Genomic DNA, 25,275 nt, shown 5'->3' on the forward strand with positions numbered 1-25,275 from the left:
TTCTCATCCTCGTTAAATTCCGGGCAGCAAAAAGCCAGCCCGTAGGCTGGCTTTTCTGAATTGGTCGGTGATAGAGGATTCGAACCTCCGACCCCTTCGTCCCGAACGAAGTGCGCTACCAGGCTGCGCCAATCACCGAATGCGGGGCGCATCTTACTGCTCAGGTGCGCGCCCGTCAATCCCTTAGTTTGAAAATGCCATTCAATCGGCGAGAAAGTCAGCAGACAGCTTACTGCACCGCTGCATTCTGTTCAGCCGGAATATGGCACCAGTCGTTGTTTTTGTTAATTCCGCCATCTGGCGAGGTGTAGCCGAGACATCCCATCACCGTGTCATACAGCTCCACATGACGGCGCGGCGTTTTCATCGCCGCCGCCTGTTGCAGGCGCGCAAGCATCTGCGCATGCTGCGGGTTCTCCAGATACTTATCCGACATCCACACCAGCATTGGCACCCGGAACTGTTCTGGCGGCGCCATCTTGCGCGGCGTGCCGTGCAAATGCTCGCGCTCATTGATCGACTCGCCGTGATCGGCGGCGTAAAACACAATGGCTTTCTTATCGCGCAGCTGATCGAACACGCGGGTAATAAAGTGATCAACATAGCTCACCGAGTTATCGTAAGAGTTGATCATCTCCGCTTTTGTGCAGCCATCGTCAACGCCGACACACTCCGGCGTCCACTGCGCAAAACTGCGGGGGTACCGCTGCGTATAGTTATAATGCGACCCTTTGGTATGCATTACGATCAGGTGTTTCCCGTCAGGGGTTTGCGCTAACGAACGCTGCATTTCATCCACCAGCAACATATCATCAACCGTCTTACCCCGGTTGCGCGGCTCTGCGCCGATTTGCTCGCGGTAGGCAATGTTATCCGCCATCGTATTGCTGTAGAACCACATCTCGCTCTGCATCGCATACAGATCGGCGCTAAACCCTAGCTGCTTCAGCACCGCAAAAATGTTTTGCTCTTTCAGCGTACGCTGCGGATTCTCCGACGCGCCACCCTCGCGCACAAACATACAGCGCAGCGAAAGTTTGGTCGCGGTATCACACGACTCACCCCGGAACGCCGCGAGATTTTTTTCCTGCGCCAGCTTCGGCGTCGTATTCCGCTCGTAGCCGAAGATGCCCATATGATCCCAACGCGTGGTTTCGCCGATGATAAACACAACATACGTATCATCAATGCCTTCTGGCGCAACATAGGAAAACTTCTTCGCCGGGTTCATCAGCGAGTTATTATCCGACGACTCATCCACCTGCGCCCAGGCGTACAGCCCTAAAGCCGATAGCCAGTTCGACGGTAAATAAGAGTTCGCCACCACGCCGCCATAGCTCGGCAAATCGATACCCGTTGTTCGTTCAACATTCTTTTGCTGAACGTCGAGCAGGCGAATCGGCGCCCACACCATCACCCCAGCCAGAACCACCGCCGCCACGCTGCGAACGCGCTGGCCCGGCGTGCGTAACTGCCGCAGCAGGGTGTAACGACAGCGGTTACTCCAGATAAAGACCAGCGGCAGAATGCTCACCGCCACCAGCCACAAAATGAAGTGCCAGCCGACGACCTCTTTCGATAAATCGATATCCGTGGTCATCACGGAGGCAATAATGCCGTAGCCGATCACCACGTTCAGGAGAGTCATGTAATAGCTGGCGCTCGCGGAGAACAGCACCACCAGCGTAGCCAGAACCCGCCAGACGCGGCGACCAAACAGGGAAAGCAGACGGAGTAAGAAGAACGTGGCGAGAACCGTGGCCCCAAGTTCAACCACTGCCGAGAGGCCTTTCCAGACGGTAAATTCCTGCGCATAGCTACCGAACCGGCGGTAAAACACTGCGCAATTCATAAACAGGCCGATATAGAGCGCAAGCAAGAAGCTCAGCTTCTGCTGCGTCATCGATTTAATGTATTTCATGCAAGCAAACCCTGGAAATCGGGATAAAAACCACCCGCAAAAGGCCATTCCAGACCGGGCAGGTGGATAAATGCGGTAACAGCAGATGTCAGACAGTCTACACGCGCGGGTATGTAGACCACAGGGAAGCGTAAAAGTGTCGGAAGAATAAGCAAGCGGCCCGGATATTTACAAAAATATCCGGGCCGGGAAGTGGTTAAATGATGAATAAAATCAGGCGTGAGCCTCTTTAAAGACGCGGCGCTGAGGCTGGCGAATCGTGGTCGAGAGCGCCAGAGAGAGGATCAGCAGAGCGAAAATAACGCAGAAGGTGACGTAGAACCCACCGAACAGCGAGGCGATAATCGACCCGCAAATACTGCCAATCCCAAAGCCCAGGTAAATCACGCCGTAGTTTTTCGCCAGGTTATTCAGGCCGAAGAACTCGCTCACCAGCGACGGGAACACCGTGATCGTACCGCCGAAGTTAAAGGCGACGCAGGCAATCGCGGCGAAGAACGTCACATCACTCAGCGGCGCGAACAGTAATGCTGCCATCCCGACCAGCGAGACAACCTGACCGATAGTAATCACGCGGATACGGGCGATTTTGTCAGACAGAATGCCCAGCACCAGGCGGCCTGACAGGTTAGCGATGGAAATCACCGTGACCGCGTTGGCCGCCGAAGCAACATCCATATGCGCCAGCCCCTGAGCAATGTCTTTCGCCACACCGATGACATACAGACCGCTCATGCAGGCCGTCAGGAACATCACCGCCAGCATCCAGTACTGCGGTTTACGCATGGACTGCGCCAGGGTGAAGTCGTTTTCCACCACCCCGTTTACCGCTTTAACATCCTGATTCGGCGCGTCTTTCATCAGCGTTGAACCAAAGACAATCATCACCAGCACAATCGCGCCCCAGATCATAAATGTCTTTTCCAGACCGACCGTCGCCAGCAGCTGGCTGTCGATGAATTTGAAGCCGAGGCTACCGAGGCCATAAGAACCAATCGCGAAGGCGGAAATCAGCCCTTTACGTTCCGGGAACCATTTTACGCAGTTAGACAGCGTTAACAGGTATCCCGCCCCGTCCGCCAGGCCAACCAGCACCCCGGCGCTCAGCCACAGCATCATAAGGTTGTTGGAATGCGCCGTTAAAAAGAAGCCGATGCCCAGTAAAACACCTGACGCCATCGTGACGCGTTTTACGCCGAAACGTTCCTGTAATTTACCCGCCACGGAAGAGGAGATCGCCAGTCCCAGGCTCAACAAGCCAAATGAAAAGGCCACCTGGCTGACGGGTTCATCCAGTTTCGCAGAGAGCGCGCCATTAAACAGGCTCCAGGTGTAAACAGAACCTAACGCAAATTGTGTGATGATGGTGCCGATAAGCGTCAGCCAACGGGTACGCTGATAATCAGAAGTTTTCATGGCAGTCTTCCTGCATAAACAAAGGAGAAATTCACTGCCGACAACAATAACGAAGTGCTTTTTATGCAGGGGAAAAACGGCATGAAATGCCATCAGAGCGGAATGAAATGCCTGGATTGCGGAATGAATGACGAGACAAAGACTGCGTGGCGTGATTTTTTTAATGTCAGTTAGTACCTACTATCGCTGTACGTCTTGTTATTAAAGAGACTTAATTGTAAAAAACTTGTTTTTATTACGTGCGTATTCTCGTTAAAATCTGGCGCTAACGCCCAGGGTGTACAAGTAGTCGCTATTGCTTGCGCTGTTATCTGCCTGAGAGAGCGCCGCATACGCCGCGATATGCGGGTTCAGTAGCATATCCGCCCCCACCGTCACATCCAGCCAGTTGCCATTCTGATCCGCCGCCGTCATTCGACTCAGCCCCGACTGCGCTTTCCAGATGTTCTCTCCGTATTGCTGGTTATAGCTGATTTGCGCCCAGGGACGGATATCACCAAACTGCGAATTCACCCGCCAGCCCAACGTACTGACGCTGGCATGCCACAGAGGGTCGGTCAGCGCCTGCGCCGTCACGCTGTCGCCAAATTCATTAAACATCGAGGTGGTTGAGCCGTCGTAATGCAGGCTGGCGACCGGCCCGGTCGTCACGCGCCCGGCAAGCGGAAAATTCCAGCCCATGCTCATGCCGCTGGTCGCATCCAGTGGCGTTTGATCGGCCAGGCTCAGCACAGGGCCAGGCGCATTCTGGCTGGACCGAATCCGCTCAGCCAGAATATCGTTGTAACTTGGTTGGTGATCGCTGTCCCATGTATAGCGTTCTGTCGTATGACCCGATACGGCATCAGCGATATATTCTTGTTGCCAGGCATATGCTGTGTTAGTGAAAATTGCACAGACGATAACGCTCGCCAGGCAGCACCACACCTGGCGACCACTGCATTTTTTTATAATCATCAACGCGACTCCAGAGAAGAGCCGAATTCGGCGATATTATTGTCATTGTTTGGCGGTTCCAGGGCTTATTAGCCCTGTATTAAATATTGTCTTTTTAGCTGGCGCGTCAAGGCGGGCCGAATGAAATTTTTGCGGTAGTCAAAACAGCGAGGAAGAGTATGCAGCGTTGCGGATGGGTCAGTCAGGACCCACTATACATCGCCTATCACGACAAGGAGTGGGGCATTCCCGAAACCGACGGCAAAAAGCTGTTCGAGATGATCTGCCTTGAAGGCCAGCAGGCGGGGCTTTCCTGGATCACCGTGCTGAAGAAACGGGAAAACTATCGCGCAAACTTCCACCACTTTGATCCCGTTCGCGTCGCGGCGATGCAGGAAGACGACGTTGAGCGTCTGTTGCAGGATGCGGGCATTATTCGCCATCGGGGGAAAATTCAGGCCATCATCGGCAATGCCAGGGCATATCTCGCAATGGAGCAAAATGGCGAACCGTTTGCTGAATTCGTCTGGTCTTTTGTCGAAAACCAGCCGCAGGTAACGCGCGCCGCCAGCCTGAGCGAGATCCCCACCTCAACCCCCGCGTCGGATGCGCTGGCAAAAGCGCTGAAAAAACGCGGCTTCAAGTTCGTCGGCACCACCATTTGCTACTCCTTTATGCAGGCGTGCGGGCTGGTCAACGACCATATCACGGGCTGTTTCTGCCATCCTGGAGGTCAGCATGATTCGCGAATCCCGGACTGACGATATGGCGTCAATTTTGACGCTCTGGATGGAAAGCACGATCTATGCCCACCCGTTTATCGAAGCGCGCTACTGGCGCGAAAGCGAACCGATAGTGCGTGACGTGTACCTGCCCGCCGCGCAGACCTGGGTGTGGGAAGAAGCAGGTTCACTGAAAGGCTTTGCCAGCGTGATGGAAGCGCGCTTTTTGGGCGCGCTGTTTGTCACGCCAGACGCGATCCGCAGCGGGATTGGCAAGGCGCTGGTGCAGCATGTTCAGCAGCGCTTTACCGCGCTCAGCCTGGAGGTTTACCAGAAAAATCAGTCGGCGGTGAATTTCTACCATGCGCTGGGTTTTCGTATCGAAGACAGCGCATGGCAGGAAGATACACAGCATCCGACATGGATTATGGGCTGGCAGGCGGATTAAACGCCGTAAGCGTCAGCGAGGGGCCGGTATACTTTTCAATCCACGCCAGCGCGGTGTTGCCCGCACAGCCGTTCCCCAGTCGCGAACTGGGGAGATCTTTGGTCAACACGTTTACCGCGCCATTTTTACAAATGCCGCCAGCCGACACCTCTAAATCCGGCCATGCCCCTTCATGAATGCAGATAACGCCGGGTCTAATGCCCTCCGTCACCACCGCGCCCGCCAGAATTTGTCCTCGGTGATTCCAGACCCGCACCGTGTCGCCGTCGGCAATGCCCCGCGTCTGCGCATCCTGCGGATGCAGAGTAACCGGTTCGCGCCCCGCCACCGCATACTGTTCACGAAGCTGGCTGTAGTTAAGCTGGCTGTGCAGACGATGCGCCGGATGGGCGGACAGCACCTGTAGCTGACCGGGTTCGGCATTGCCGTGCCATTCGTCCGGCTCCAGCCACATTGGGTGTCCTGGGCAGTCCGCATAGCCGTAGTCCGCAATTCGCCGGGAGTAGATCTCTATCTTGCCGCTGTCCGTTTTCAGTGGATGCGCGTCGGGGTCGCGGCGGAAATCCGCAAAGCGGATAAACTGCGCGTTGGCCGCATTCTCCGGCATTTCAATCAGATCGTTGGCTTCCCAGAACTGTGCAAACGGCGGCAGCGTCACCTGCTGGCTGGCGCCGCGTTGCCCGGCGATGTTGTAGAAGGTTTCCAGCCACTCAAGCTCGCTTTTCCCTTCGGTGAAGCGCGCATGACCGCCCGTTTCCCAGCGCTCGCTCAGTTCGGCAAACACGTCAAAGTCATTACGGGCCTCATCACGCGGCGGCACAACCTGCTTCATCGGCACCAGATGCTGGTTGCTGTAGTCGCCGGTCATGGTTAAATCGTTACGTTCATAAGAGGTCGTGGCAGGTAACACGATATCGGCATGTTTCGCCGCAGCGGTCCAGAAACATTCGGAGATCACCACCAGTTCCGGCTTTTGCCAGGCGCGAATCAGACGGTTGGTATCCTGATGATGCGTAAAGTTCGCGCCGCCGGCCCACCAGACGAAGCGGATATCCGGGAAATGGCGGTTCATACCGTTGTGCTGATAGGGCGCGCCGGGATTCTCCAGCGCCTCGACAATGCGCGCCACCGGAATTTTATCTACCGCATCGGTGCCGCCTGGCAGACTGCCCTGCATTGAAGCCAGTACGGCGGCGCGGCGCGTCGGGTTTCCCCCGTTGGCGAAATGGTACGAGAGGCCAAAACCGCCGCCGGACGTGCCAATTTGCCCTAACATGGCGGCAAGCGTTACCAGCATCCAGTGTTTTTGCTCGCCGAACTGCTGACGCTGCATCCCCCAGCCAGACATCAACATAGTGGTGTTTTTATGGAAGAGTTCCGCCAGTTCGTGAATTTTAGCGGCGGATACGCCGCAAATATCTGCGGCCCATTCCGCCGTTTTCGCCACGCCGTCGCTCACGCCCAGCAGATAGTCGGCGAATGTCTCGTAACCGGTCGTGCAGCGCGCCAGAAACGCGTCATCATGCCAGCCGTTTTTCACCAGCGTATGCGCAATCCCCAGCATCAGCGCCACGTCAGTCCCCATATGCGGGGCGATCCACTCCATCTTATCGCCAAAGAACGCCGCGCTTTCCGATCGCATTGGATCGATGCAGATCAGTCGTTTCCCGCTGTTGCGCAGCGCGGCAAAGTAAGCAATGCCCTGCTCATCCGACGCATTCCAGGCAATTTTTAGCGTATTCAACGGGTTGGCGCTCCATAGCACCACCACGTCACTGTGTTCCAGCACAACCGGCCAGCTGGTCTGCTGCTGGTAAACTTCGTTTCCGCCCACCACATACGGCATGATGGCCTGCGCCGCCCCCGTAGAGTAATCCCCCAGATGCCCGGTATACCCGCCCGCCAGCGCCATATAACGCTGCAACAGGGTGGAAGCTTTATGCAGTACGCCATTCGAGCGCCAGCCATAAGAACCGGCAAAAATCGAGGACGGCCCATATGTTTCACGAATACGTTTGTGCTGGGTATGGATCAGATCCAGCGCCTCATCCCAACTCACCCGCACAAATTCATCCTGACCGCGCACGCCCTGTGGCTTCTCTGGCGAGGCGAGAAAGCCTTTACGCACCATCGGGAAACGCACCCGGGTAGGGCTGTGAACCTGGTCGCGCACGACGGTTTGCAGGGAATTGAGATGCGAAGTGGGCAGCGCCCCGCGAGACGCGAGAATCGTCTCGCCGTCAGTGTCGACCCGGACAGGTCCCCAGTGGGCGGCGGTTAATACCGAATAGTGCGATGGTGCGTTGATCAAAATGCGCTCCTGAATGCGATGCAGGTGTGACGGCTTATTTATTATGCCGCTCAATGTTACTTACAAATTTAAGAGTCTTCCCTGGAATTTTCTTCATGTTCGCACGTCATAATCAACCGCCACCGTCGCTGTGGCGAAAAAATAAAAAAGTCATTAAGGAACTAAGATGAAAAAACGTGTTTTGGTCATTGCTGCTATCGTGAGCGGCGCCCTGGCAGTATCTGGCTGCACAACAAACCCTTACACCGGCGAGCGCGAAGCGGGTAAATCCGGCATTGGCGCGGGCATTGGTTCTCTGGTCGGCGCAGGCGTCGGCGCACTCTCCTCCTCCAAGAAAGATCGCGGTAAAGGCGCGCTGATTGGCGCAGCGGCAGGCGCGGCACTGGGCGGCGGCGTTGGCTATTACATGGACGTACAGGAAGCGAAACTGCGTGACAAAATGCAGGGAACAGGCGTGAGCGTGACGCGAAGTGGCGATAACATCATCCTGAATATGCCGAATAACGTCACCTTCGACAGCAGCAGCGCAACCCTGAAACCGGCGGGCGCCAACACGCTGACCGGCGTGGCGATGGTGCTGAAAGAGTACAACAAAACCGCCGTTAACGTAGTGGGCTACACCGACAGTACCGGCGGGCAGGATCTGAACATGCGTCTGTCGCAGCAGCGCGCGGACTCCGTGGCCAGCGCGCTGATCACCCAGGGCGTTGCCGCCAACCGCATCCGCACCAGCGGCATGGGCCCGGCGAACCCGATCGCCAGCAACAGCACCGCCGAAGGTAAAGCGCAAAACCGCCGCGTGGAAATCACCTTAAGTCCGTTGCAGTAATCGTTGTGCCGGGTGGCGACAGCGCCACCGGGCACATCGCCGGATGGTGGCTTCGCCTTATCCGGCCTACATTCTTATCCGGCATGAAGCGCTTGCCATCGTTGATTTTCGCGTTAAGGTGTTGTCACCAAATTCAGGGAAATCAGCGATGAGCAAATCAACACGGGCAACCATCAGCGATGTGGCGAAAGCCGCTAAAACCGGAAAAACCAGCATTTCACGCTATCTCAACGGTGAGAAGCATTTGCTGTCCGATGCCCTGCTGGCGCGCATTGAAAAAGCCATTGCCGAACTCGACTATCGCCCAAGCCTGATGGCCAGAGGCCTGAAACGCGGTCGTACCCGCCTGATTGGCCTGATCATCGCCGATATTACCAACCCCTATTCCGTTAACGTGTTGAGCGGCATTGAAGCCGCCTGCCGCGAGAAAGGGTTCACTCCTCTGGTCTGTAACACCAACAATGAGGTGGATCAGGAACTGCACTATCTGGATCTGCTGCGCAGCTACCAGGTGGAAGGCATCGTGGTGAACGCCGTCGGGATGCGCGAGGAGGGGCTGAACCGCCTGCAACAGTCGGCGCTGCCGATGGTTCTGATTGACCGTAAAATCCCTGATTTCGCCTGCGATGTCGTGGGTCTGGATAACACCCAGGCGGCAACAACCGCCACCGAACATCTCATTGAGCAAGGGTTCGAGGCGATCCTGTTTCTCAGCGAACCGCTCGGTATGGTCAATACCCGCCGCGAGCGCCTGAACGCATTTCGTGCGACGCTGGCGCGTTATCCTGGCGTGGTGGCGGAAAACGCCGAGGTGCCGCTGGCGGAAAATACGCAACTGGATAACACCCTGCGCCAGTTTCACCAGCAGCACCGGGGGATGCGCAAAGCCGTGATCTCCGCTAACGGCGCGCTCACATTGCAGGTCGCCCGTTCGCTCAAACGCATTGGTCTTAACTGGGGCAGCGACATCGGCCTGCTCGGTTTTGACGAACTGGAATGGGCAGAGCTGGCAGGCGTCGGCATCACCACGCTGAAACAGCCGACCTGGCAAATTGGTTTTGCCGCTGTCGAGCAGGTTGTACGCCGTATTGAAGGGGGCAGCGACGCGATTCACGAGCAGGTTTTCTCCGGCGAGCTGATCGTTCGCGGCTCCACCGCCCGCTAATTTTCCTTCGTGATGGTGATCATAATTTCGACACACTGCACTTTTCTTTGGAACCGGTTCCATCTAGCGTAATAGCAAGAGCGATAGATTTGGAGTTCCCATGCAAAGAAAAATTATGGTGGTCACCGCCGCCTATGGCTACGACCAGGTGCGTGCCGCAGGCGGACAAACCGCGATGCTGCCCATCATTGCCGGAGCGGGGGCGGATGGCGTCGAGATTCGCCGTGAAATGTTCACTGACGCCGAGCTTAACGCGCTCCCGCTGCTGGCGGCCGCCATTGACATTTTCGGCCTGCTGGCCTGCTACTCCGCGCCGGAACCGCTGTTCCTGGAGGATGGCAGCCTCAACCCCCACCTTCCCGACCTGTTACAGGAAGCCCGCACGCTGCAAGCGCGGTGGCTGAAAGTGTCGCTGGGTCATTTTGAACGCCAGGATCAGCTCGACACCCTGCGTGACTGGCTGGAGAGCAGCGGCATGGCGCTGGTGGTGGAAAATGATCAAACCGCCTGCGGGAAATTGCGCCCGATGCAACGCTTCAATGCCGCCTGTCAGGTACAGAACTTACCCATCAGACTGACGTTTGATATGGGGAACTGGCTGTGGGTAGGCGACTCGCCGGAAGACGCCGCACGCTACCTGGCGCCCGCCGTCGGCTATATCCACGTTAAAGCCGCCACGCCCCATCACGACAGTTTCCGCGCCGTTGCGCCGGATGACGCCGATCCCCGCTGGCTGGCGCTGCTGAACGCGCTGCCTGTTGATGTACCGCGCGGTATTGAGTTCCCACTGGAAGGGCAAGATTTGACGGCGGTGACTCGTCGCTACGTCGATTTGTTACGTGAGGAGTAACGCATGAAAAATTCTCTGGATGTCATCACGATTGGTGAAGCGATGGCGATGTTCGTCGCCACGCAAACGGGCGATCTCGCGGACGTAGACGCGTTTATCAAACGCGTCGCCGGGGCCGAACTTAACGTAGCGACCGGCCTGGCGCGCCTGGGGTTAAACGTCGGCTGGGTAAGCCGCGTCGGTGATGACAGCTTTGGCCGTTTTGTCCTTAAGTCGCTTGAAAAAGAAGGGATTGATGCGCAGGGCGTCACGCTGGACGGACGTTACGCCACCGGCTTTCAGCTTAAATCTAAAGTCGAAAATGGAACCGATCCCATTGTGGAATATTTCCGTAAAGGTTCCGCTGCAAGCCACCTTTCCGTGGACGATTACCACGATGCGTACTTCTCCGGCGCGCGTCATCTGCACTTAAGCGGCGTTGCGGCGGCGCTTTCCGCCAGCTCTTATGAACTGCTGGCGCATACCGCCCGCACCATGAAAGCGCAGGGCAAAACGATTTCATTCGATCCGAATCTGCGCCCGGTGCTGTGGAAAAGCGAAGCCGAAATGGTGGAAAAACTTAACCGCCTCGCCTTCCAGGCTGACTGGGTGCTGCCCGGTCTGAAAGAGGGAATGATATTAACCGGACAGCAAACGCCTGAGGGCATTGCCGATTTTTATCTGCGCCACGGCGTGAAAGCGGTGGTGCTGAAAACCGGCGCGGATGGCGCCTGGTACAAAACCGCTGAGGGCGAGCAAGGCTGCGTCACACCGGTGAAAGTGGACAACGTGGTCGATACGGTTGGTGCGGGCGATGGCTTTGCCGTGGGCGTGATCAGCGCCCTGCTGGAAGGCCGCACGCTGCATCAGGCAGTGACGCGAGGCAATAAAATTGGCGCGCTGGCGATTCAGGTTCAGGGCGACAGTGAAGGATTACCCACTCGTGAAGCGTTAGGCGAATAAACTTCACGCAATGATAACAGCCCCCTGTACCCTACATACAGCGGCGGCATAGTGACAGAGGCAGGCCTATGACAAGCTCAACAAATGCAGCAAAACGCTGGTGGTACATCATGCCTATCGTGTTCATCACGTACAGCCTGGCGTACCTGGATCGCGCAAACTTCAGCTTCGCTTCCGCAGCGGGGATTAACGAAGACCTCGGCATCACGAAAGGGATCTCCTCCCTGCTGGGCGCCCTGTTCTTCCTCGGTTATTTCTTCTTCCAGATCCCAGGCGCGGTGTACGCCGAGCGTCGCAGCGTACGTAAGCTAATTTTTATCTGCCTGATTTTATGGGGGGCATGCGCATCGCTGACCGGGATGGTGAGTAATATCCCAATGCTTGCCGCCATCCGCTTTATTCTCGGCGTCGTGGAAGCGGCCGTTATGCCCGCCATGCTGATTTACATCAGCAACTGGTTCACAAAGTCAGAGCGTTCGCGCGCCAATACGTTCCTGATTCTCGGCAACCCGGTGACGGTGCTGTGGATGTCCGTAGTTTCAGGCTACCTGATTCAGGCGCTCGGCTGGCGTGAAATGTTCATTATTGAAGGTTTCCCCGCCATCATCTGGGCGTTCTTCTGGTGGGTGCTGGTGAAAGACAAACCGTCACAGGCCGGTTGGCTGACGGAGTCAGAAAAAGCTGCGCTTCAGGCGCAACTGGAAAAAGAGCAGCAGGGCATCAAAGCGGTACGCAATTACAGCGAGGCATTCCGCTCACGCAACGTCATCCTGCTGTGCATGCAGTATTTCACCTGGAGTATCGGGGTGTACGGGTTTGTTCTGTGGCTGCCGTCCATCATCCGCAGCGGCAGCGCGAATATGGGCATGGTGGAAGTCGGCTGGCTCTCTTCAGTGCCGTACCTGGCGGCGACAATCGCGATGATCGTTGTCTCCTGGGCATCCGATAAACTGCAAAACCGTAAACTGTTCGTCTGGCCGCTGCTGTTGATTGCCGCCTTTGCCTTTATCGGCTCATGGGCCGTTGGCGCGAACAACTTCTGGCTCTCTTATACCCTGCTGGTTATCGCCGGTGCGGCGATGTATGCCCCTTATGGCCCGTTCTTCGCCATTATTCCTGAAATGCTGCCGCGTAACGTCGCGGGCGGCGCAATGGCGCTGATCAACAGTATGGGCGCGCTGGGCTCTTTCTTTGGTTCATGGTTCGTCGGCTATCTCAACGGCGCAACCGGCAGCCCGGCCGCCTCGTACATTTTTATGGGGGTGGCGCTTTTCGCCTCAGTATGGCTAACTTTAATTGTTAAGCCTGCTAACAATCAGCAATTACCGATTGGCGCACGCCACGCTTAAACCTTAACTCACGGAGATCCGCATGAAGCCGTCCATTATTCTCTACAAAGCGTTACCTGACGATTTACTGCATCGCCTGGAAGAGCATTTCACCGTCACGCAGGTGCCAAATCTTCGCCCGGAAACGGTAGAACAACACGCCCAGGCTTTCGCCAGCGCGGAAGGTTTGTTGGGCTCCAGCGAAACCGTCAATAGCGCACTGCTGGAGAAGATGCCGAAACTACGCGCGGCATCGACCGTCTCCGTGGGTTATGACAATTTTGATGTGGCTGCCCTCAACGCGCGCAGCGTATTGCTGATGCACACGCCGACCGTGCTGACGGAAACCGTTGCGGATACGGTCATGGCGCTGGTGCTAAGCACCGCCCGCCGCGTGGTGGAAGTGGCCGAACGCGTCAAAGTGGGGGAATGGACAAAAAGCATCGGGCCAGACTGGTTTGGCACTGATGTACACCACAAAACGCTGGGGATTGTCGGGATGGGGCGCATTGGTCTTGCGCTGGCGCAACGCGCCCACTTCGGCTTTAACATGCCTATTCTCTATAACGCCCGCCGCCATCATCCTGAGGCGGAAGAACGCTTCAACGCCCGGTACTGCGATCTGGACACCCTGTTGCAGACGGCGGATTTTGTCTGCCTGATCCTGCCGCTGACGGAAGAGACGCATCACCTGTTTGGCGCGGCGCAGTTTGCCAAAATGAAGTCCTCCGCCATTTTCATTAACGCAGGGCGCGGCCCGGTCGTGGATGAAAACGCGCTGATTGCCGCCCTGCAAAGCGGTGAAATTCATGCGGCGGGTCTGGATGTGTTTGAACAAGAACCGCTGCCGGTCGATTCGCCGCTGCTGTCGCTGCCGAACGTTGTGGCGCTGCCGCACATCGGGTCTGCCACTCATGAGACGCGCTACAACATGGCCGCCTGCGCGGTGGATAACTTAATTGATGCGTTACAAGGCAAGGTGGAGAAGAACTGCGTGAACCCGCAGGTCGCAGGATAATAAATGGCCGGGCGGCGGCGTTGCCCTGCCCGGCCTACAACGTTGCTTAACCGTATGCCCGATCGACGCCAGCGCCATCGGGCATAAACAGCGTTACTGGATCGCGTTTACCGCAGTGGTCCAGGCCTGATTAAATGCCTGGTGCTGAGACGCCAGCGGCCCAATCAGCGTGTTGTACTGGCTGGCCTGCTGTGACGTCGGGAACTGAATGCCGTTCGCGACAAAGCTCACCTGCGTGTCCTGCTGCGCCACAAAGTCGCCGACCTGCACCAGTTGCTGCGTGAAAATTTGCGCAGCCGGAATCAGCGGCTGTAACGCCTCCGAAGGCGCCGTCACCACTTTACTGTAAACCTGATCAAAGACCGGTTTCAGGTCGTCGGACTGTTTCAGCGCGCTGTGCGCGGCATCTGCCTGCAATTTCGCATTCTGCAACTGCTGGCCCAGCACGCCCAGAGAACCATTTGCCTGACGCAGCGGCTCGCGCTGGGTGACATAGTCCTGAGGAACGCGGATCGCATTGACGCTATCCACAACCGGACGCAGACCGGAATCCATCGCCTGATTCACCTGCTGCGAATAGCCATACAGGATCGCATAATCAGACACGAACGGACCAAATTGTTTTTTCTGATCGGCGGTCAACGTCGGCAGACGCTCCCCGCTACGCATCGCAGTATTCTGCAGGAAATCAATAAACGCTTTACGCTGATCACCTTCTTTATCAAAACACCCGCTCAGGCTAACTACCATTAATAACGCCATAACAGGCGCAAACCAGCGAGAGCAGGACTTACCTGTCGCCATTTTAATACTCCTTTCACCCAAAAATGCGCACAACGATGCCGCGTGCCTGACGCTGACAAGGATAGTCCAGGACAGCCTCGCAAGATACCCTTTCTGCGTAATCTTGCCGTGGAATATTATACGAAGAAACGGCCAGCTTTTTTACGTGATAAAATTTTTGTTATCTTTACAATTGCGCGCCGTCGATCCGATATGTCGGCCTTTTTCAGATCCTTAGCCAACGCGCGATCCTGACCGGAATGCGCTGAAACGAATCCACTTCTTTGCCGCTTCCAACCGGCTTCACGTTTCCCGACTATTCTTAATGAGCTTCGATGAAATTCACGATCCCGCTGTGTGATTTATAGGAGTTCTCAATGGAATACAAAGATCCTATGTTTGAACTGCTGAGCAGTCTGGAACAAATTGTTTTTAAAGATGTATCGCAGACGATTATCCTGACAAACAAGCCCAACCCTTTTACAGAGTTTGAACAGTTACGAAGAGGAACCGGGCTAAAAACAGATGATTTTGCCCGGGCGATGGGCGTAACCGTTGCCACGGTGCAGGAATGGGAATCCAGACGGGTAAAACCGTCGAGTACCGAGTTAAATCTGATGCGCCTGATCCAGGCCAACCCAGGTTTAAGTAAGCAGTTGATGAAATAGATTATTGCCTGATTTTTTCGTTTAACGGTCCTGTTAAGGGGCCGTTTCCCGACAGACTTACCCGAAAGAAGTAAAATAAAAGTTGCATCCACAAGCGTTACATGAGTTAATGCGTCCAACGGTTTGACGTACAGACCATTAAAGCAGTTTAGTAAGGCAGTCCCCTTCAAGAGTTATCCGTTGATACCCCTCGTAGTGCGCATTTCCTTAACGCTTAAAAAATCTGTAAAGCACGCCATATCGCCGAAAGGCACACTTATTTTTTAAAAGGTAATACACTATGTCCGGTAAAATGACTGGTATCGTAAAATGGTTCAACGCTGATAAAGGCTTCGGCTTCATCACTCCTGACGATGGCTCCAAAGACGTGTTCGTACACTTCTCTGCTATCCAGAACGACGGTTACAAATCCCTGGATGAAGGTCAGAAAGTTTCCTTCACCATCGAAAGCGGCGCTAAAGGCCCGGCAGCTGGTAACGTAACCAGCCTGTAATCTTAGCTTTATAAGCTCAGAATTGAAGATCCCTGCCAATCGGCGGGGATTTTTTTTTACCTTTTTCCCCATAAAAAAACCTGCCAGATGGCAGGTTTTTTTATTGCGACGAACTTACTGCAACAGGGAAATATCCGCTACTTGCAGGAACAGCTCACGCAGTTTCGCCAGCATAGAGAGGCGGTTGATGCGCAGATCTTTGTCATCAACCATCACCATCACTTTTTCAAAGAACGTATCGACCGGTTCACGCAGCTCAGCCAGTTCGACTAGCGCTTCCTGGTAACGACCTTCAGCAAACACGGGTTCAAGTTTGTCACGCAGAACCACAACTTGCAGAGCCAAAGCAATTTCCTCTGGTTCCTTCAACGTTGCCGCATTGACACGATCGTTCAGCACTTCGTCGGACTTCGCCAGAATGTTGGACACACGTTTGTTCGCCGCCGCCAGCGCGGAGGCTTCTTCCAGCGTGCGGAAGTGCGACACGGCCTTCATACGGGCATCGAAATCCGCCGGACGGGTCGGACGACGCGCCAGAACCGCCTGAATGGTGTCCACGGTGTAACCTTCATCCTGATACCAGGCGCGGAAACGACCGAGCATAAAGTCGATAACGTCATCAACCACATTCGCGTTGGTCAGCTTGTCGCCGTACAGACGCGCCGCTTCTTCGGTCAGCGTTTGCAGATCCAGATTCAGGTTCTTCTCAACGATGATACGCAGCACGCCCAGCGCAGCACGACGCAGCGCGAACGGGTCTTTATCGCCTTTCGGATGCTGACCGATACCGAAGATCCCCGCCAGCGTGTCCATCTTGTCGGCAATCGCCAGCGCGCAGGCAACCGGGTTAGATGGCAGGTCGTCACCGGCAAAGCGCGGCTGATACTGCTCGTTCAGCGCGACAGCCACATCTTCCGCTTCGCCGTCATGGCGCGCGTAGTGCATCCCCATGACGCCCTGCGTGTCGGTGAACTCAAAGACCATGTTGGTCATCAGGTCACATTTCGACAGCAGGCCCGCACGGGTGGCGTGGTTAACATCCGCGCCAATTTGTTCAGCAATCCAGCCCGCCAGCGCCTGAATACGGTCGGTCTTGTCGCGCAGCGTACCCAACTGTTGCTGGAACAGCACGGTTTGCAGACGCGGCAGGTTATCTTCCAGACGTTTTTTACGGTCGGTATTGAAGAAGAACTCGGCATCTGCCAGACGCGGACGCACCACCTTCTCGTTACCGGAGATGATTTGCTGCGGATCTTTAGATTCGATGTTCGCCACGAAGATAAAGTTCGGCAGCAGTTTGCCGTCTGCGGCGTAAACCGGGAAGTATTTCTGGTCGCCCTTCATGGTGTAAACCAGCGCTTCAGACGGCACCGCGAGGAATTTCTCTTCGAATTTCGCCGTCAGCACCACCGGCCATTCCACCAGCGAAGTGACCTCTTCCAGCAGGCTCTCGCTCAGGTCAGCGTTACCGCCAATCTGACGCGCCGCTTCTTCTGCATCGGCTTTGATTTTCGCTTTACGCGCTTCGTAATCAGCAACAACTTTACCGCGCTCCAGCAGGATTTGCGGATACTGGTCAGCAGTGTCGATGGTGATTTCCGGCTCGCCCATAAAACGATGGCCGCGAATGACGCGATCGGACTGGATACCCAGAATCGTTGCCGGAATGAGCTTGTCGCCCAGCAGCAGCGTTACGGTGTGTACCGGACGCACGAAGTGAACGTCAGACGCGCCCCAGCGCATCAGTTTCGGAATCGGCAGTTTCGCCAGAGAGGTGGCAATCATGTTCGGCAGCAGCGCTTCTGCGCTTTCGCCTTTCACATGCGCGCGATACAGCAGCCATTCGCCTTTGTCAGTGGTCAGACGTTCAGCCTGGTCCACGGTAATGCCGCAACCACGCGCCCAGCCTTCCGCCGCTTTGCTCGGTTTGCCTTCCGCGTCAAACGCCTGGGCAATCGCCGGGCCGCGTTTTTCAACTTCGCGATCGGGTTGAGAAGCAGCAAGATTCGCCACTTTCAGCGCCAGACGGCGCGGTGCGGCGAACCACTCTACGTTGCTGTGTGCGAGGCCAGCGTTATCCAGCTCCGCAGTAACGTTCGCAGCAAAGGACTCCGCCAGGCTGCGCAGGGCTTTTGGTGGCAGCTCTTCAGTGCCGATTTCCACCAGAAAAGTTTTCTCAGACATGGCCGCCTCTTATTTGTCTTTGTTGCACATCGGGAAGCCAAGGGCTTCACGGGAAGCGTAGTAAGCTTCTGCCACTGCTTTGGTCAGGGTGCGAATGCGCAGGATGTAGCGCTGACGCTCGGTAACGGAGATGGCTTTACGCGCATCCAGCAGGTTAAAGCTATGGGCGGCTTTCAGAATACGCTCGTAAGCAGGCAGCGGCAGCGGGTTTTCCAGCGCCAGCAGTTGCTGTGCTTCTTTCTCATACTGTTCGAAACAGGTGAACAGGAAATCCACATCGGCGTATTCGAAGTTGTAGGTGGATTGCTCCACTTCGTTCTGATGGAACACGTCGCCATAGGTGGTTTTACCCAGCGGGCCGTCGCTCCAGACCAGGTCGTAAACGCTGTCTACGCCCTGAATGTACATAGCCAGACGTTCCAGGCCGTAGGTGATCTCACCGGTAACCGGCTTACACTCCAGACCGCCAACCTGCTGGAAGTAGGTGAACTGAGTCACTTCCATGCCGTTCAGCCACACTTCCCAACCCAGCCCCCAGGCGCCCAGCGTCGGGTTTTCCCAGTTATCTTCCACGAAACGGATATCGTGGATAGTCGGGTCCATCCCCAGCTCTTTCAGAGAACCGAGATACAGCTCCTGGATGTTATCCGGCGATGGCTTAATCACCACCTGGAACTGATAGTAGTGCTGTAAACGGTTCGGGTTTTCGCCATAGCGACCATCGGTCGGACGACGAGAAGGCTGCACATAGGCAGCCGCCATCGGCTCTGGCCCCAGCGCGCGCAGACAGGTCATTGGGTGAGAAGTCCCCGCGCCGACTTCCATGTCCAATGGTTGAACAATGGTGCAGCCCTGGCGAGCCCAGTAATCCTGTAAGGTCAGGATCAAGCCCTGGAAGGTCCTGGTATCAAACTTTTGCATATTATTTCGTGCTGGATACGTGTGGATTTAAAGGAAGGGATCAGTATACCCGCTGACCGCAAGATATACAGTACGAAACGGGAAAAAGGGGGAACTTAGCGCATGGAAAGATGTAAAAACTGCCCTTCTGCGTCAAAAGAGCAAACAAAACTCTCTTTGCGGAAAGTATTGCCGCGCATCTCATAGCTACCCTGGTATTGCTCAAAACCGGTCACATCAATTTTCTGCGTGCCGGTGTTATACCGCCGCGCCGCCTGCGCTTTGCACAATGCTTCCATATCCAGTGAACGTTCCGGGTTCACGTTGACCTTCTGCGCCTTCTGAACCGGCTGCGCCGTCGTCGCGCATCCCACCAGCAGGAGGGTTAACAGCGCCGGAAAAACAGACTTCATCATCATTTTTATTACCGCCTTATTTGCCGGTCGCTCTTATTATTATTAAGGTTAGGGTTTAGCCCAAAAGACAGGCGCATTTTGCGAATCTCGCTGGGCCATCACAAGCTTTAGCGTAAAAACTCAGAATATTCCAGTGAGATACCGCGCCAATAAACAAGTCAGACCCTATTTAAAACGGAAGCAGAGGCACTGATGCAACCCAAAATATACTGGATTGATAATTTGCGAGGGATCGCCTGTTTAATGGTCGTGATGATCCACGCCACCACCTGGTACGTCACCAATGCGCAAAGCATCAATCCGTTTAGCTGGGATTTTGCCAATGTTCTGAACTCTGCCTCACGCGTCAGCGTACCGCTGTTTTTTATGATCTCGGGCTATCTCTTTTTTGGCGAACGTAGCGCCCAGCCGCGACATTTCCTGCGCATTGCGCTCTGCCTGCTGTTCTATAGCGCCGTCGCGCTGGTATATATCACCCTTTTTACGTCGATTAACGCAGAGCTATCGCTGAAAAACCTGCTGCAAAAACCGGTGTTCTACCACCTGTGGTTTTTCTTTGCGATCGCGGTGATCTACCTGGTATCGCCGTTAATACAGGTTAAAAACGTCAGCGGCAAAATGCTGCTGGTGCTGATGATCGTCATTGGCGTTGTCGCCAACCCCAATACCGTGTCGCAAAAAATCGGCGGATTTGAGTGGCTCCCCGTTAACCTGTATATCACCGGCGACACGTTTTACTACATCCTCTATGGCATGCTGGGCCGGGCGATTGGCATGATGGAGACACAAAAACGTTCGCTGACCTGGATAAGCGCCGCGCTTTTCATTACGGCGGTATTGATTATTTCGCGCGGAACGCTACATGAACTCAACTGGCGCGGAAATTTTGCCGATACCTGGTACGTCTATTGCGGCCCAATGGTGTTTATTTGCGCCGTTTCGCTGCTCACGCTGGTCAAAAATACCCTGAATACGCGCACTGTTCCCGGGCTGGCGCTGATTTCCCGCCACTCACTCGGTATTTACGGGTTTCACGCGCTGATAATCCATGCGCTACGGACGAATGGCGTGGAGTTTAAACGCTGGCCGCCGCTGGATATCGTATGGATTTTTACCCTCACCCTGGCCGGAAGTTTGCTGCTGTCGATATTGCTACAGAAGATTGATACGCGCAGGCTGGTCAGTTGACCGGCCCTTATTCGTCATCAGAATACGTGGCGTACATATCCGTACCCAACAGACTCACGCCCAGCCCCAGAAGGCACATCACTTTGACGGCGACCGGTAAATCAATATTCCATAGACCGACAAAAAGCATACCTGCGGCGAGAAGTAACAGATATTTGCACCGGGTGAGCAGACGCTCATTTCCCGTCGGCTCCTGGCGTATTAACAGGGGAAAGCCACTCATCACCATTATCGCCAAAAAATAGCCCTTATCGCTCAACGAGTGGCAAGCAGGCCACAGCCCTGTCAGATAGACCAGCGCACCGCCCGCCAGCATGATTAAACCGACCAGACGCTTCCTGCGCGCAACCTTATCGTCCATATCACTCTCCTTATGCTTTGCCGATTCACATTAAGACAAGAAATAAGAATGGAAAAGACGATAACCGGACAATAACGTGAAAATCAGAAAACACACATATTGATTTCGATATATATCGAGGCAATCAATATGAAATAAGAATTCCTTCCGGCCACTGCCGGAAGGAATAGCGGATTAAGACATGAGCGGTAATAACTGCTGGTAAATGCGGCGGAACGTTTCGCGACGTTCAAGGTAACGCGCATGGCGTTCAGCATCAGGGAAATGCGCCTGCTCCAGCGGAAGCTGCGGTAATAAATCAGATAATGATTGCTCTTTATTCATCGCAATTTGCGCCAGACGCGCGGCGCCCAATGCCGGGCCTACATCGCCGCCGGTACGGTAGTCAAGCTGTAGCCCGCTGATATCCGCCAGCATTTGTCGCCAGTATTCACTGCGCGCCCCGCCGCCGATCAGCGTCACGCTGCCGGGTTTCACGCCACAGGCATGCACAACATCCATGCCATCCGCCAACGCATAACCGACGCCTTCCAGCACCGCCCGCGCCAGCTCTGCGGGGCCATGCTGATGCGTAAGGCCAAAGAATACGCCCTTCGCCTGCGGATTATTATGCGGCGTGCGTTCGCCGGAAAGATAAGGCAGGAACCAGACGGCATCCGCGTTATCATCCGCCTGGCGTGCCGCGTCAATCAGCGCGGGAACAGACGCCTGACCGGTCAATTTTGCCGCCCAGTCCAGGCAGGATGCCGCGCTCAGCATGACGGACATCAAATGCCAGCGTTCGGGCAATGCGTGGCAAAAACTGTGTACCGCACTTTCTGGTTTACTGAGAAAACCGTCACTCACCGCAAAATAGACGCCTGATGTTCCCAGCGACAGCATGGCCTGACCCGCATTGATCATCCCCACGCCCACCGCGCCCGCCGCGTTATCTCCGCCCCCTGCAACAACAGGCACCGCAGGCATCCCCCAGGAGTGCGCCACCTCAGGCAACACCGTACCGGTGATGTCGCTGCCTTCGTACAGAGCAGGCATGTGCTCACGGGTTAGCTGACAAGCGTTGAGCATGGTGTCGCTCCAGTCACGCGCTGCGACATCCAGCCACATCGTTCCCGCCGCGTCCGACATATCGCTGGCAAAATCCCCCGTCATACGCAGACGCAGGTAATCTTTAGGTAGCAGCACCTTTGCAACCTGGCGGAAGATATCCGGCTCATGGCGCTGAACCCACAGCAGTTTTGGCGCGGTAAAGCCGGGCATCATCAGATTGCCGGTAATGGCGCGAGACTGCGGAACCTGCTGCTCAAGCAGCGCGCACTCTTCACCACAGCGTCCGTCATTCCATAAAATCGCCGGGCGTAGCACCTTCTGGTGTTTATCAAGCAACGTGGCGCCGTGCATCTGCCCGGCAATCCCCAGCGCCTTTACATCACGCAATGAATGCTCTCGCCCCAGCGCTTTTACGGCGCGATCCGTCGCCAGCCACCACTGTTCGGGATCCTGCTCCGACCATAATGGATGCGGGCGAGAGACAGACAGTTTCTCCGTCTGCGAGGCCAGCACGTCTCCCTGCTCATTCAGCAGGATAGCTTTCACACCGGACGTGCCCAGATCTATCCCGATATACATCGTGACCACTCCTTTATCGATGCGCCGCGTTGGCTAAACGCGGCACAATGGCGATTACTTGTCGAACAGATAACGATTCACCAGATTTTCCAGCAGTTCCTGATGACCGCTTTGATGCACCGGCGCCAGATTACGCTGTTCAGCATAGTGCGCGACGTCGCTCAGGGATAACTGGCCTTTCAAAATTTGCTGGCCCAGTTCGCTATTCCAGCCGGAATAACGTTTCGCCACGCGTTTATCCAGTTCGCCATCTTCAATCATGCGCGCTGCCACTTTTAATGACAGCGCCATCGTGTCCATCGCGCCAATATGACCATAGAACAGATCGTATTTGTCGGTGCTCTGGCGACGAACCTTCGCGTCAAAGTTCAGCCCGCCGGTCGTGAAACCGCCCGCTTTCAGGATTTCATACATCACCAGCGCGTTCTCTTCGACGCTTACCGGGAACTGGTCGGTATCCCAGCCCAGCTGCGCATCGCCACGGTTGGCATCCACAGAACCAAAAATGCCCAGCGCAATGGCGGACGCAATCTCATGATGGAAAGAGTGGCCCGCCAGCGTAGCGTGGTTGGCTTCAATGTTCACCTTGATCTCTTTTTCCAGGCCGAACTGCTTGAGGAAGCCGTAAACCGTTGCCACATCGTAGTCATACTGGTGTTTTGTCGGCTCCTGCGGTTTTGGCTCGATCAGCAGCGTGCCCTGGAAACCTGTTTTATGTTTATGCTCCACCACCATCTGCATAAAGCGGCCAATCTGCTCGCGTTCCTGGCGCAGATCGGTATTCAGCAGGGTTTCATACCCTTCACGGCCCCCCCACAGAACGTAGTTTTCGCCGCCCAGTTTGTGCGTGGCGTTCATCGCGTTCACCACCTGCGTCGCCGCCCAACTGAAGACTTCCGGGTCCGGGTTCGTCGCCGCCCCGGCGCCGTAACGCGGGTTGGTAAAGCAGTTCGCGGTGCCCCATAACAGCTTCACGCCGCTCTGTTCTTGCTTCGACTCCAGCACATCGACCATCTGCGCAAAGTTGTTTTTATACTCTTTCAGCGAGGCGCCTTCCGGCGAAACATCCACATCGTGGAAGCAGTAGTAAGGCACGTTCAGCTTATGGAAAAATTCAAACGCCACATCCGCCTTGCGCTTCGCCAGCTCCAGCGCATCGCCGGGCTGTTGCCACGGACGGTTGAACGCGCCTACGCCAAACATATCCGCGCCGTTCCAGCAGAAGGTATGCCAGTAGCAGGCCGCAAAACGCAGATGCTCTTCCATGCGTTTACCCAGTACGATTTCATCTGGATTATAATGGCGGAAAGCTAACGGATTAGTGCTTTTAGGGCCTTCATAACGAACACGATCGAGTTGGTCAAAATAAGCCTGCATAATGAACTCCATAATCAGGTAATACGGCGAGGGATGGGTAATGGCGTAATATTGGTTACTCGATTCACATTGCTCAATTATGTTATTTCACTCTGCTATTTAGATAATTCGTAAGTGTGCGCTGCCTCGCAAAATAAAAGTAACCGTCTGCAAAAAATGGTTATTCATCAACAACGAAATGTAACGGGCGTAATGCGTCATTAAAAGTACGATCTCGGTCATAATTCACGAAATAAACCAAAAATCGTAACTGCAAGATAAAAATCTATAATTGCCTTCCGCGTATTAACTGCTAAAAATCTGCTACGTCTCACGCTGTGATTGTTACTTTTACCGCTGTTCCCTCTAACAAAAGGCATCACGATTATGAAGATAAAAAACATCTTACTCACCGTCTGCACTTCACTCCTGCTCGCCAGCATAACGGGACATGCCAAAGAAGTTAAAATTGGTATGGCTATCGATGACTTACGTCTGGAACGTTGGCAAAAAGATCGCGATATTTTCGTGAGCAAGGCCGAGTCCCTCGGCGCAAAAGTATTTGTACAATCTGCCAATGGTAATGAAGAAACCCAAATGTCGCAGATTGAAAACATGATCAACCGTGGCGTTGATGTTCTGGTCATTATTCCTTATAACGGGCAAGTATTAAGCAATGTCGTAAAAGAAGCGAAACAAGAAGGAATAAAAGTATTAGCGTACGACCGCATGATAAATGATGCCGACATCGATTTTTATATTTCTTTTGATAACGAAAAAGTCGGTGAATTACAGGCTCAGGCGTTGGTCGATAAAGTGCCTGAAGGGAATTATTTCCTGATGGGCGGTTCGCCGGTAGATAATAATGCAAAATTGTTCCGCGCCGGACAAATGAAAGTATTAAAACCTTATATCGACTCAGGAAAAATTAACGTCGTCGGCGATCAATGGGTGGACGGATGGTTGCCTGAAAATGCGCTGAAAATTATGGAAAATGCGCTGACCGCAAACAATAACAAAATTGACGCGGTTGTCGCTTCCAATGACGCGACCGCAGGCGGTGCGATTCAGGCGCTCAGCGCTCAGGGATTATCGGGAAAAGTCGCTATTTCCGGTCAGGATGCCGACCTTGCGGGCATTAAACGTATTGTCGCAGGCACGCAGACCATGACGGTTTATAAACCCATCACGCTACTGGCGAATACCGCCGCCGAGATCGCCGTCGAGCTGGGTAACGGGCAACAACCTAAGGCCGACGCCACGCTGAATAACGGTCTGAAAGATGTCCCTTCCCGCCTGCTTACTCCAATTGATGTTAATAAAACCAATATTGACGAAACCGTGATTAAAGACGGGTTCCACAAAAAGAGTGATCTGTAAACGTTGCGCCCTCTACAACAGCGGAGGGCGT

The 25,275-nt window shown here is 54.9% G+C and carries 23 protein-coding genes and 1 tRNA gene; 12 read left to right on the forward strand and 12 right to left on the reverse strand.

The window, feature by feature from the left end; all coding sequences use genetic code 11:
- Positions 1-61: 61 nt before the first annotated feature.
- The 4 genes from OGV79_RS01230 to OGV79_RS01245 all read right to left on the reverse strand — a co-directional run bounded on the left by OGV79_RS01230 (position 62) and on the right by OGV79_RS01245 (position 4,294).
- Positions 62-138: transfer RNA gene (locus OGV79_RS01230), tRNA-Pro, on the reverse strand.
- A gap of 91 nt (positions 139-229) precedes the next feature.
- Positions 230-1,921, reverse strand: coding sequence for a kdo(2)-lipid A phosphoethanolamine 7''-transferase (gene eptB, locus OGV79_RS01235; RefSeq protein WP_286466711.1), 1,692 nt, complete (start codon positions 1,919-1,921; stop codon positions 230-232).
- Between the two features lie 213 nt (positions 1,922-2,134).
- Entirely contained in the window at positions 2,135-3,337 is a 1,203-nt protein-coding gene (locus OGV79_RS01240; protein ID WP_071259261.1) for an L-lactate MFS transporter, read from the reverse strand.
- 252 nt (positions 3,338-3,589) lie between these two features.
- The gene (locus OGV79_RS01245) at positions 3,590-4,294 is read right to left on the reverse strand and encodes an autotransporter outer membrane beta-barrel domain-containing protein (RefSeq protein WP_047460372.1); all 705 of its coding nucleotides are present in this window, start codon (positions 4,292-4,294) and stop codon (positions 3,590-3,592) included.
- A gap of 158 nt (positions 4,295-4,452) precedes the next feature.
- Here OGV79_RS01245 and tag point away from each other — a divergent pair, with 158 nt between their 5' ends.
- On the forward strand, positions 4,453-5,034 hold the full coding sequence (tag, locus tag OGV79_RS01250; protein WP_012135682.1) for a DNA-3-methyladenine glycosylase I: 582 nt from the start codon (positions 4,453-4,455) through the stop codon (positions 5,032-5,034).
- Positions 5,012-5,443 (forward strand): N-acetyltransferase, encoded by a 432-nt coding sequence (locus OGV79_RS01255; protein ID WP_200024260.1) that lies wholly within the window; start codon positions 5,012-5,014, stop codon positions 5,441-5,443. Before tag ends, OGV79_RS01255 begins: the two co-directional genes overlap by 23 nt.
- Here the strand turns inward: OGV79_RS01255 and OGV79_RS01260 are convergent.
- Entirely contained in the window at positions 5,421-7,754 is a 2,334-nt protein-coding gene (locus OGV79_RS01260; protein ID WP_200075904.1) for a molybdopterin guanine dinucleotide-containing S/N-oxide reductase, read from the reverse strand. The two genes, OGV79_RS01255 and OGV79_RS01260, sit on opposite strands and share 23 nt — an antisense overlap.
- Before the next feature lie 166 nt (positions 7,755-7,920).
- Here OGV79_RS01260 and OGV79_RS01265 point away from each other — a divergent pair, with 166 nt between their 5' ends.
- The 6 genes from OGV79_RS01265 to ghrB all read left to right on the forward strand — a co-directional run bounded on the left by OGV79_RS01265 (position 7,921) and on the right by ghrB (position 13,886).
- Positions 7,921-8,583, forward strand: a complete 663-nt coding sequence (locus tag OGV79_RS01265) for an OmpA family lipoprotein (protein WP_049008917.1) — start codon at positions 7,921-7,923, stop codon at positions 8,581-8,583.
- Positions 8,584-8,731: 148 nt separating this feature from the next.
- Positions 8,732-9,748 (forward strand): LacI family DNA-binding transcriptional regulator, encoded by a 1,017-nt coding sequence (locus OGV79_RS01270; protein WP_071259408.1) that lies wholly within the window; start codon positions 8,732-8,734, stop codon positions 9,746-9,748.
- A gap of 100 nt (positions 9,749-9,848) precedes the next feature.
- Positions 9,849-10,598 carry a sugar phosphate isomerase/epimerase family protein gene (locus OGV79_RS01275; protein WP_104868045.1) on the forward strand — a complete coding sequence of 250 codons (750 nt, stop codon included), beginning with the start codon at positions 9,849-9,851 and terminating at the stop codon, positions 10,596-10,598.
- A gap of 3 nt (positions 10,599-10,601) precedes the next feature.
- Positions 10,602-11,540 (forward strand): sugar kinase, encoded by a 939-nt coding sequence (locus OGV79_RS01280; protein ID WP_049008239.1) that lies wholly within the window; start codon positions 10,602-10,604, stop codon positions 11,538-11,540.
- Between the two features lie 68 nt (positions 11,541-11,608).
- Positions 11,609-12,889: an MFS transporter gene (locus OGV79_RS01285; protein ID WP_049008241.1), complete on the forward strand. Its 1,281-nt coding sequence runs from the start codon at positions 11,609-11,611 to the stop codon at positions 12,887-12,889.
- A gap of 22 nt (positions 12,890-12,911) precedes the next feature.
- Positions 12,912-13,886, forward strand: a complete 975-nt coding sequence (ghrB, locus tag OGV79_RS01290) for a glyoxylate/hydroxypyruvate reductase GhrB (RefSeq protein WP_047460360.1) — start codon at positions 12,912-12,914, stop codon at positions 13,884-13,886.
- 93 nt (positions 13,887-13,979) lie between these two features.
- On the opposite strand, the gene OGV79_RS01295 is transcribed toward ghrB, so the two are convergent.
- Positions 13,980-14,690 carry a DUF3053 domain-containing protein gene (locus OGV79_RS01295; protein WP_024131051.1) on the reverse strand — a complete coding sequence of 237 codons (711 nt, stop codon included), beginning with the start codon at positions 14,688-14,690 and terminating at the stop codon, positions 13,980-13,982.
- Positions 14,691-15,046: 356 nt separating this feature from the next.
- Between OGV79_RS01295 and OGV79_RS01300 the strand changes: the two genes are divergently transcribed.
- Both OGV79_RS01300 and cspE read left to right on the forward strand, forming a co-directional pair.
- On the forward strand, positions 15,047-15,337 hold the full coding sequence (locus OGV79_RS01300) for an HTH-type transcriptional regulator (protein ID WP_012135694.1): 291 nt from the start codon (positions 15,047-15,049) through the stop codon (positions 15,335-15,337).
- A gap of 280 nt (positions 15,338-15,617) precedes the next feature.
- Entirely contained in the window at positions 15,618-15,830 is a 213-nt protein-coding gene (gene cspE / locus OGV79_RS01305) for a transcription antiterminator/RNA stability regulator CspE (protein ID WP_000014594.1), read from the forward strand.
- A 114-nt stretch (positions 15,831-15,944) separates the two neighbouring features.
- Here cspE and glyS read toward each other — a convergent pair whose 3' ends face one another.
- The 3 genes from glyS to OGV79_RS01320 all read right to left on the reverse strand — a co-directional run bounded on the left by glyS (position 15,945) and on the right by OGV79_RS01320 (position 19,333).
- Positions 15,945-18,014 carry a glycine--tRNA ligase subunit beta gene (gene glyS, locus OGV79_RS01310; protein WP_286466728.1) on the reverse strand — a complete coding sequence of 690 codons (2,070 nt, stop codon included), beginning with the start codon at positions 18,012-18,014 and terminating at the stop codon, positions 15,945-15,947.
- Between the two features lie 9 nt (positions 18,015-18,023).
- On the reverse strand, positions 18,024-18,935 hold the full coding sequence (gene glyQ, locus OGV79_RS01315) for a glycine--tRNA ligase subunit alpha (protein WP_001168544.1): 912 nt from the start codon (positions 18,933-18,935) through the stop codon (positions 18,024-18,026).
- Between the two features lie 95 nt (positions 18,936-19,030).
- Entirely contained in the window at positions 19,031-19,333 is a 303-nt protein-coding gene (locus OGV79_RS01320) for a YsaB family lipoprotein (protein WP_012135698.1), read from the reverse strand.
- Between the two features lie 189 nt (positions 19,334-19,522).
- On the opposite strand from OGV79_RS01320, the gene OGV79_RS01325 reads away from it, so the two are divergent.
- Complete coding sequence (locus OGV79_RS01325) at positions 19,523-20,518, forward strand: acyltransferase (protein ID WP_286466734.1); 996 nt, start codon at positions 19,523-19,525, stop codon at positions 20,516-20,518.
- 7 nt (positions 20,519-20,525) lie between these two features.
- Here the strand turns inward: OGV79_RS01325 and OGV79_RS01330 are convergent, their stop codons facing one another.
- The 3 genes from OGV79_RS01330 to xylA form a co-directional block, all read right to left on the reverse strand.
- On the reverse strand, positions 20,526-20,879 hold the full coding sequence (locus OGV79_RS01330) for a YiaA/YiaB family inner membrane protein (protein ID WP_275376113.1): 354 nt from the start codon (positions 20,877-20,879) through the stop codon (positions 20,526-20,528).
- A 174-nt stretch (positions 20,880-21,053) separates the two neighbouring features.
- Positions 21,054-22,508: a xylulokinase gene (gene xylB, locus OGV79_RS01335; protein WP_110493666.1), complete on the reverse strand. Its 1,455-nt coding sequence runs from the start codon at positions 22,506-22,508 to the stop codon at positions 21,054-21,056.
- Between the two features lie 54 nt (positions 22,509-22,562).
- Positions 22,563-23,885 carry a xylose isomerase gene (xylA, locus tag OGV79_RS01340; RefSeq protein ID WP_286466738.1) on the reverse strand — a complete coding sequence of 441 codons (1,323 nt, stop codon included), beginning with the start codon at positions 23,883-23,885 and terminating at the stop codon, positions 22,563-22,565.
- 366 nt (positions 23,886-24,251) lie between these two features.
- On the opposite strand from xylA, the gene xylF reads away from it, so the two are divergent.
- Positions 24,252-25,244, forward strand: coding sequence for a D-xylose ABC transporter substrate-binding protein (gene xylF / locus OGV79_RS01345; protein ID WP_047460342.1), 993 nt, complete (start codon positions 24,252-24,254; stop codon positions 25,242-25,244).
- Positions 25,245-25,275 lie beyond the last annotated feature (31 nt).

The organism is Citrobacter sp. CK185 (genome assembly GCF_030333565.1).
Classification (GTDB): domain Bacteria; phylum Pseudomonadota; class Gammaproteobacteria; order Enterobacterales; family Enterobacteriaceae; genus Citrobacter_B; species Citrobacter_B koseri.

What these genes read in the sequence shown, in the direction of transcription:
- OGV79_RS01285 (WP_049008241.1), top strand. Translation starts at nt 11,609, where the DNA reads ATGACAAGCTCAACAAATGCAGCAAAACGCTGGTGGTACATCATGCCT.
- eptB (WP_286466711.1), bottom strand. Translation starts at nt 1,921, where the DNA reads ATGAAATACATTAAATCGATGACGCAGCAGAAGCTGAGCTTCTTGCTT.
- ghrB (WP_047460360.1), top strand. Translation starts at nt 12,912, where the DNA reads ATGAAGCCGTCCATTATTCTCTACAAAGCGTTACCTGACGATTTACTG.
- xylF (WP_047460342.1), top strand. Translation starts at nt 24,252, where the DNA reads ATGAAGATAAAAAACATCTTACTCACCGTCTGCACTTCACTCCTGCTC.
- xylA (WP_286466738.1), bottom strand. Translation starts at nt 23,885, where the DNA reads ATGCAGGCTTATTTTGACCAACTCGATCGTGTTCGTTATGAAGGCCCT.
- cspE (WP_000014594.1), top strand. Translation starts at nt 15,618, where the DNA reads ATGTCCGGTAAAATGACTGGTATCGTAAAATGGTTCAACGCTGATAAA.
- OGV79_RS01265 (WP_049008917.1), top strand. Translation starts at nt 7,921, where the DNA reads ATGAAAAAACGTGTTTTGGTCATTGCTGCTATCGTGAGCGGCGCCCTG.
- OGV79_RS01300 (WP_012135694.1), top strand. Translation starts at nt 15,047, where the DNA reads ATGGAATACAAAGATCCTATGTTTGAACTGCTGAGCAGTCTGGAACAA.
- glyQ (WP_001168544.1), bottom strand. Translation starts at nt 18,935, where the DNA reads ATGCAAAAGTTTGATACCAGGACCTTCCAGGGCTTGATCCTGACCTTA.
- OGV79_RS01275 (WP_104868045.1), top strand. Translation starts at nt 9,849, where the DNA reads ATGCAAAGAAAAATTATGGTGGTCACCGCCGCCTATGGCTACGACCAG.
- OGV79_RS01255 (WP_200024260.1), top strand. Translation starts at nt 5,012, where the DNA reads ATGATTCGCGAATCCCGGACTGACGATATGGCGTCAATTTTGACGCTC.
- OGV79_RS01330 (WP_275376113.1), bottom strand. Translation starts at nt 20,879, where the DNA reads ATGGACGATAAGGTTGCGCGCAGGAAGCGTCTGGTCGGTTTAATCATG.
- OGV79_RS01270 (WP_071259408.1), top strand. Translation starts at nt 8,732, where the DNA reads ATGAGCAAATCAACACGGGCAACCATCAGCGATGTGGCGAAAGCCGCT.
- OGV79_RS01240 (WP_071259261.1), bottom strand. Translation starts at nt 3,337, where the DNA reads ATGAAAACTTCTGATTATCAGCGTACCCGTTGGCTGACGCTTATCGGC.
- OGV79_RS01245 (WP_047460372.1), bottom strand. Translation starts at nt 4,294, where the DNA reads ATGATTATAAAAAAATGCAGTGGTCGCCAGGTGTGGTGCTGCCTGGCG.
- OGV79_RS01280 (WP_049008239.1), top strand. Translation starts at nt 10,602, where the DNA reads ATGAAAAATTCTCTGGATGTCATCACGATTGGTGAAGCGATGGCGATG.
- xylB (WP_110493666.1), bottom strand. Translation starts at nt 22,508, where the DNA reads ATGTATATCGGGATAGATCTGGGCACGTCCGGTGTGAAAGCTATCCTG.
- tag (WP_012135682.1), top strand. Translation starts at nt 4,453, where the DNA reads ATGCAGCGTTGCGGATGGGTCAGTCAGGACCCACTATACATCGCCTAT.
- OGV79_RS01295 (WP_024131051.1), bottom strand. Translation starts at nt 14,690, where the DNA reads ATGGCGACAGGTAAGTCCTGCTCTCGCTGGTTTGCGCCTGTTATGGCG.
- OGV79_RS01320 (WP_012135698.1), bottom strand. Translation starts at nt 19,333, where the DNA reads ATGATGATGAAGTCTGTTTTTCCGGCGCTGTTAACCCTCCTGCTGGTG.
- glyS (WP_286466728.1), bottom strand. Translation starts at nt 18,014, where the DNA reads ATGTCTGAGAAAACTTTTCTGGTGGAAATCGGCACTGAAGAGCTGCCA.
- OGV79_RS01325 (WP_286466734.1), top strand. Translation starts at nt 19,523, where the DNA reads ATGCAACCCAAAATATACTGGATTGATAATTTGCGAGGGATCGCCTGT.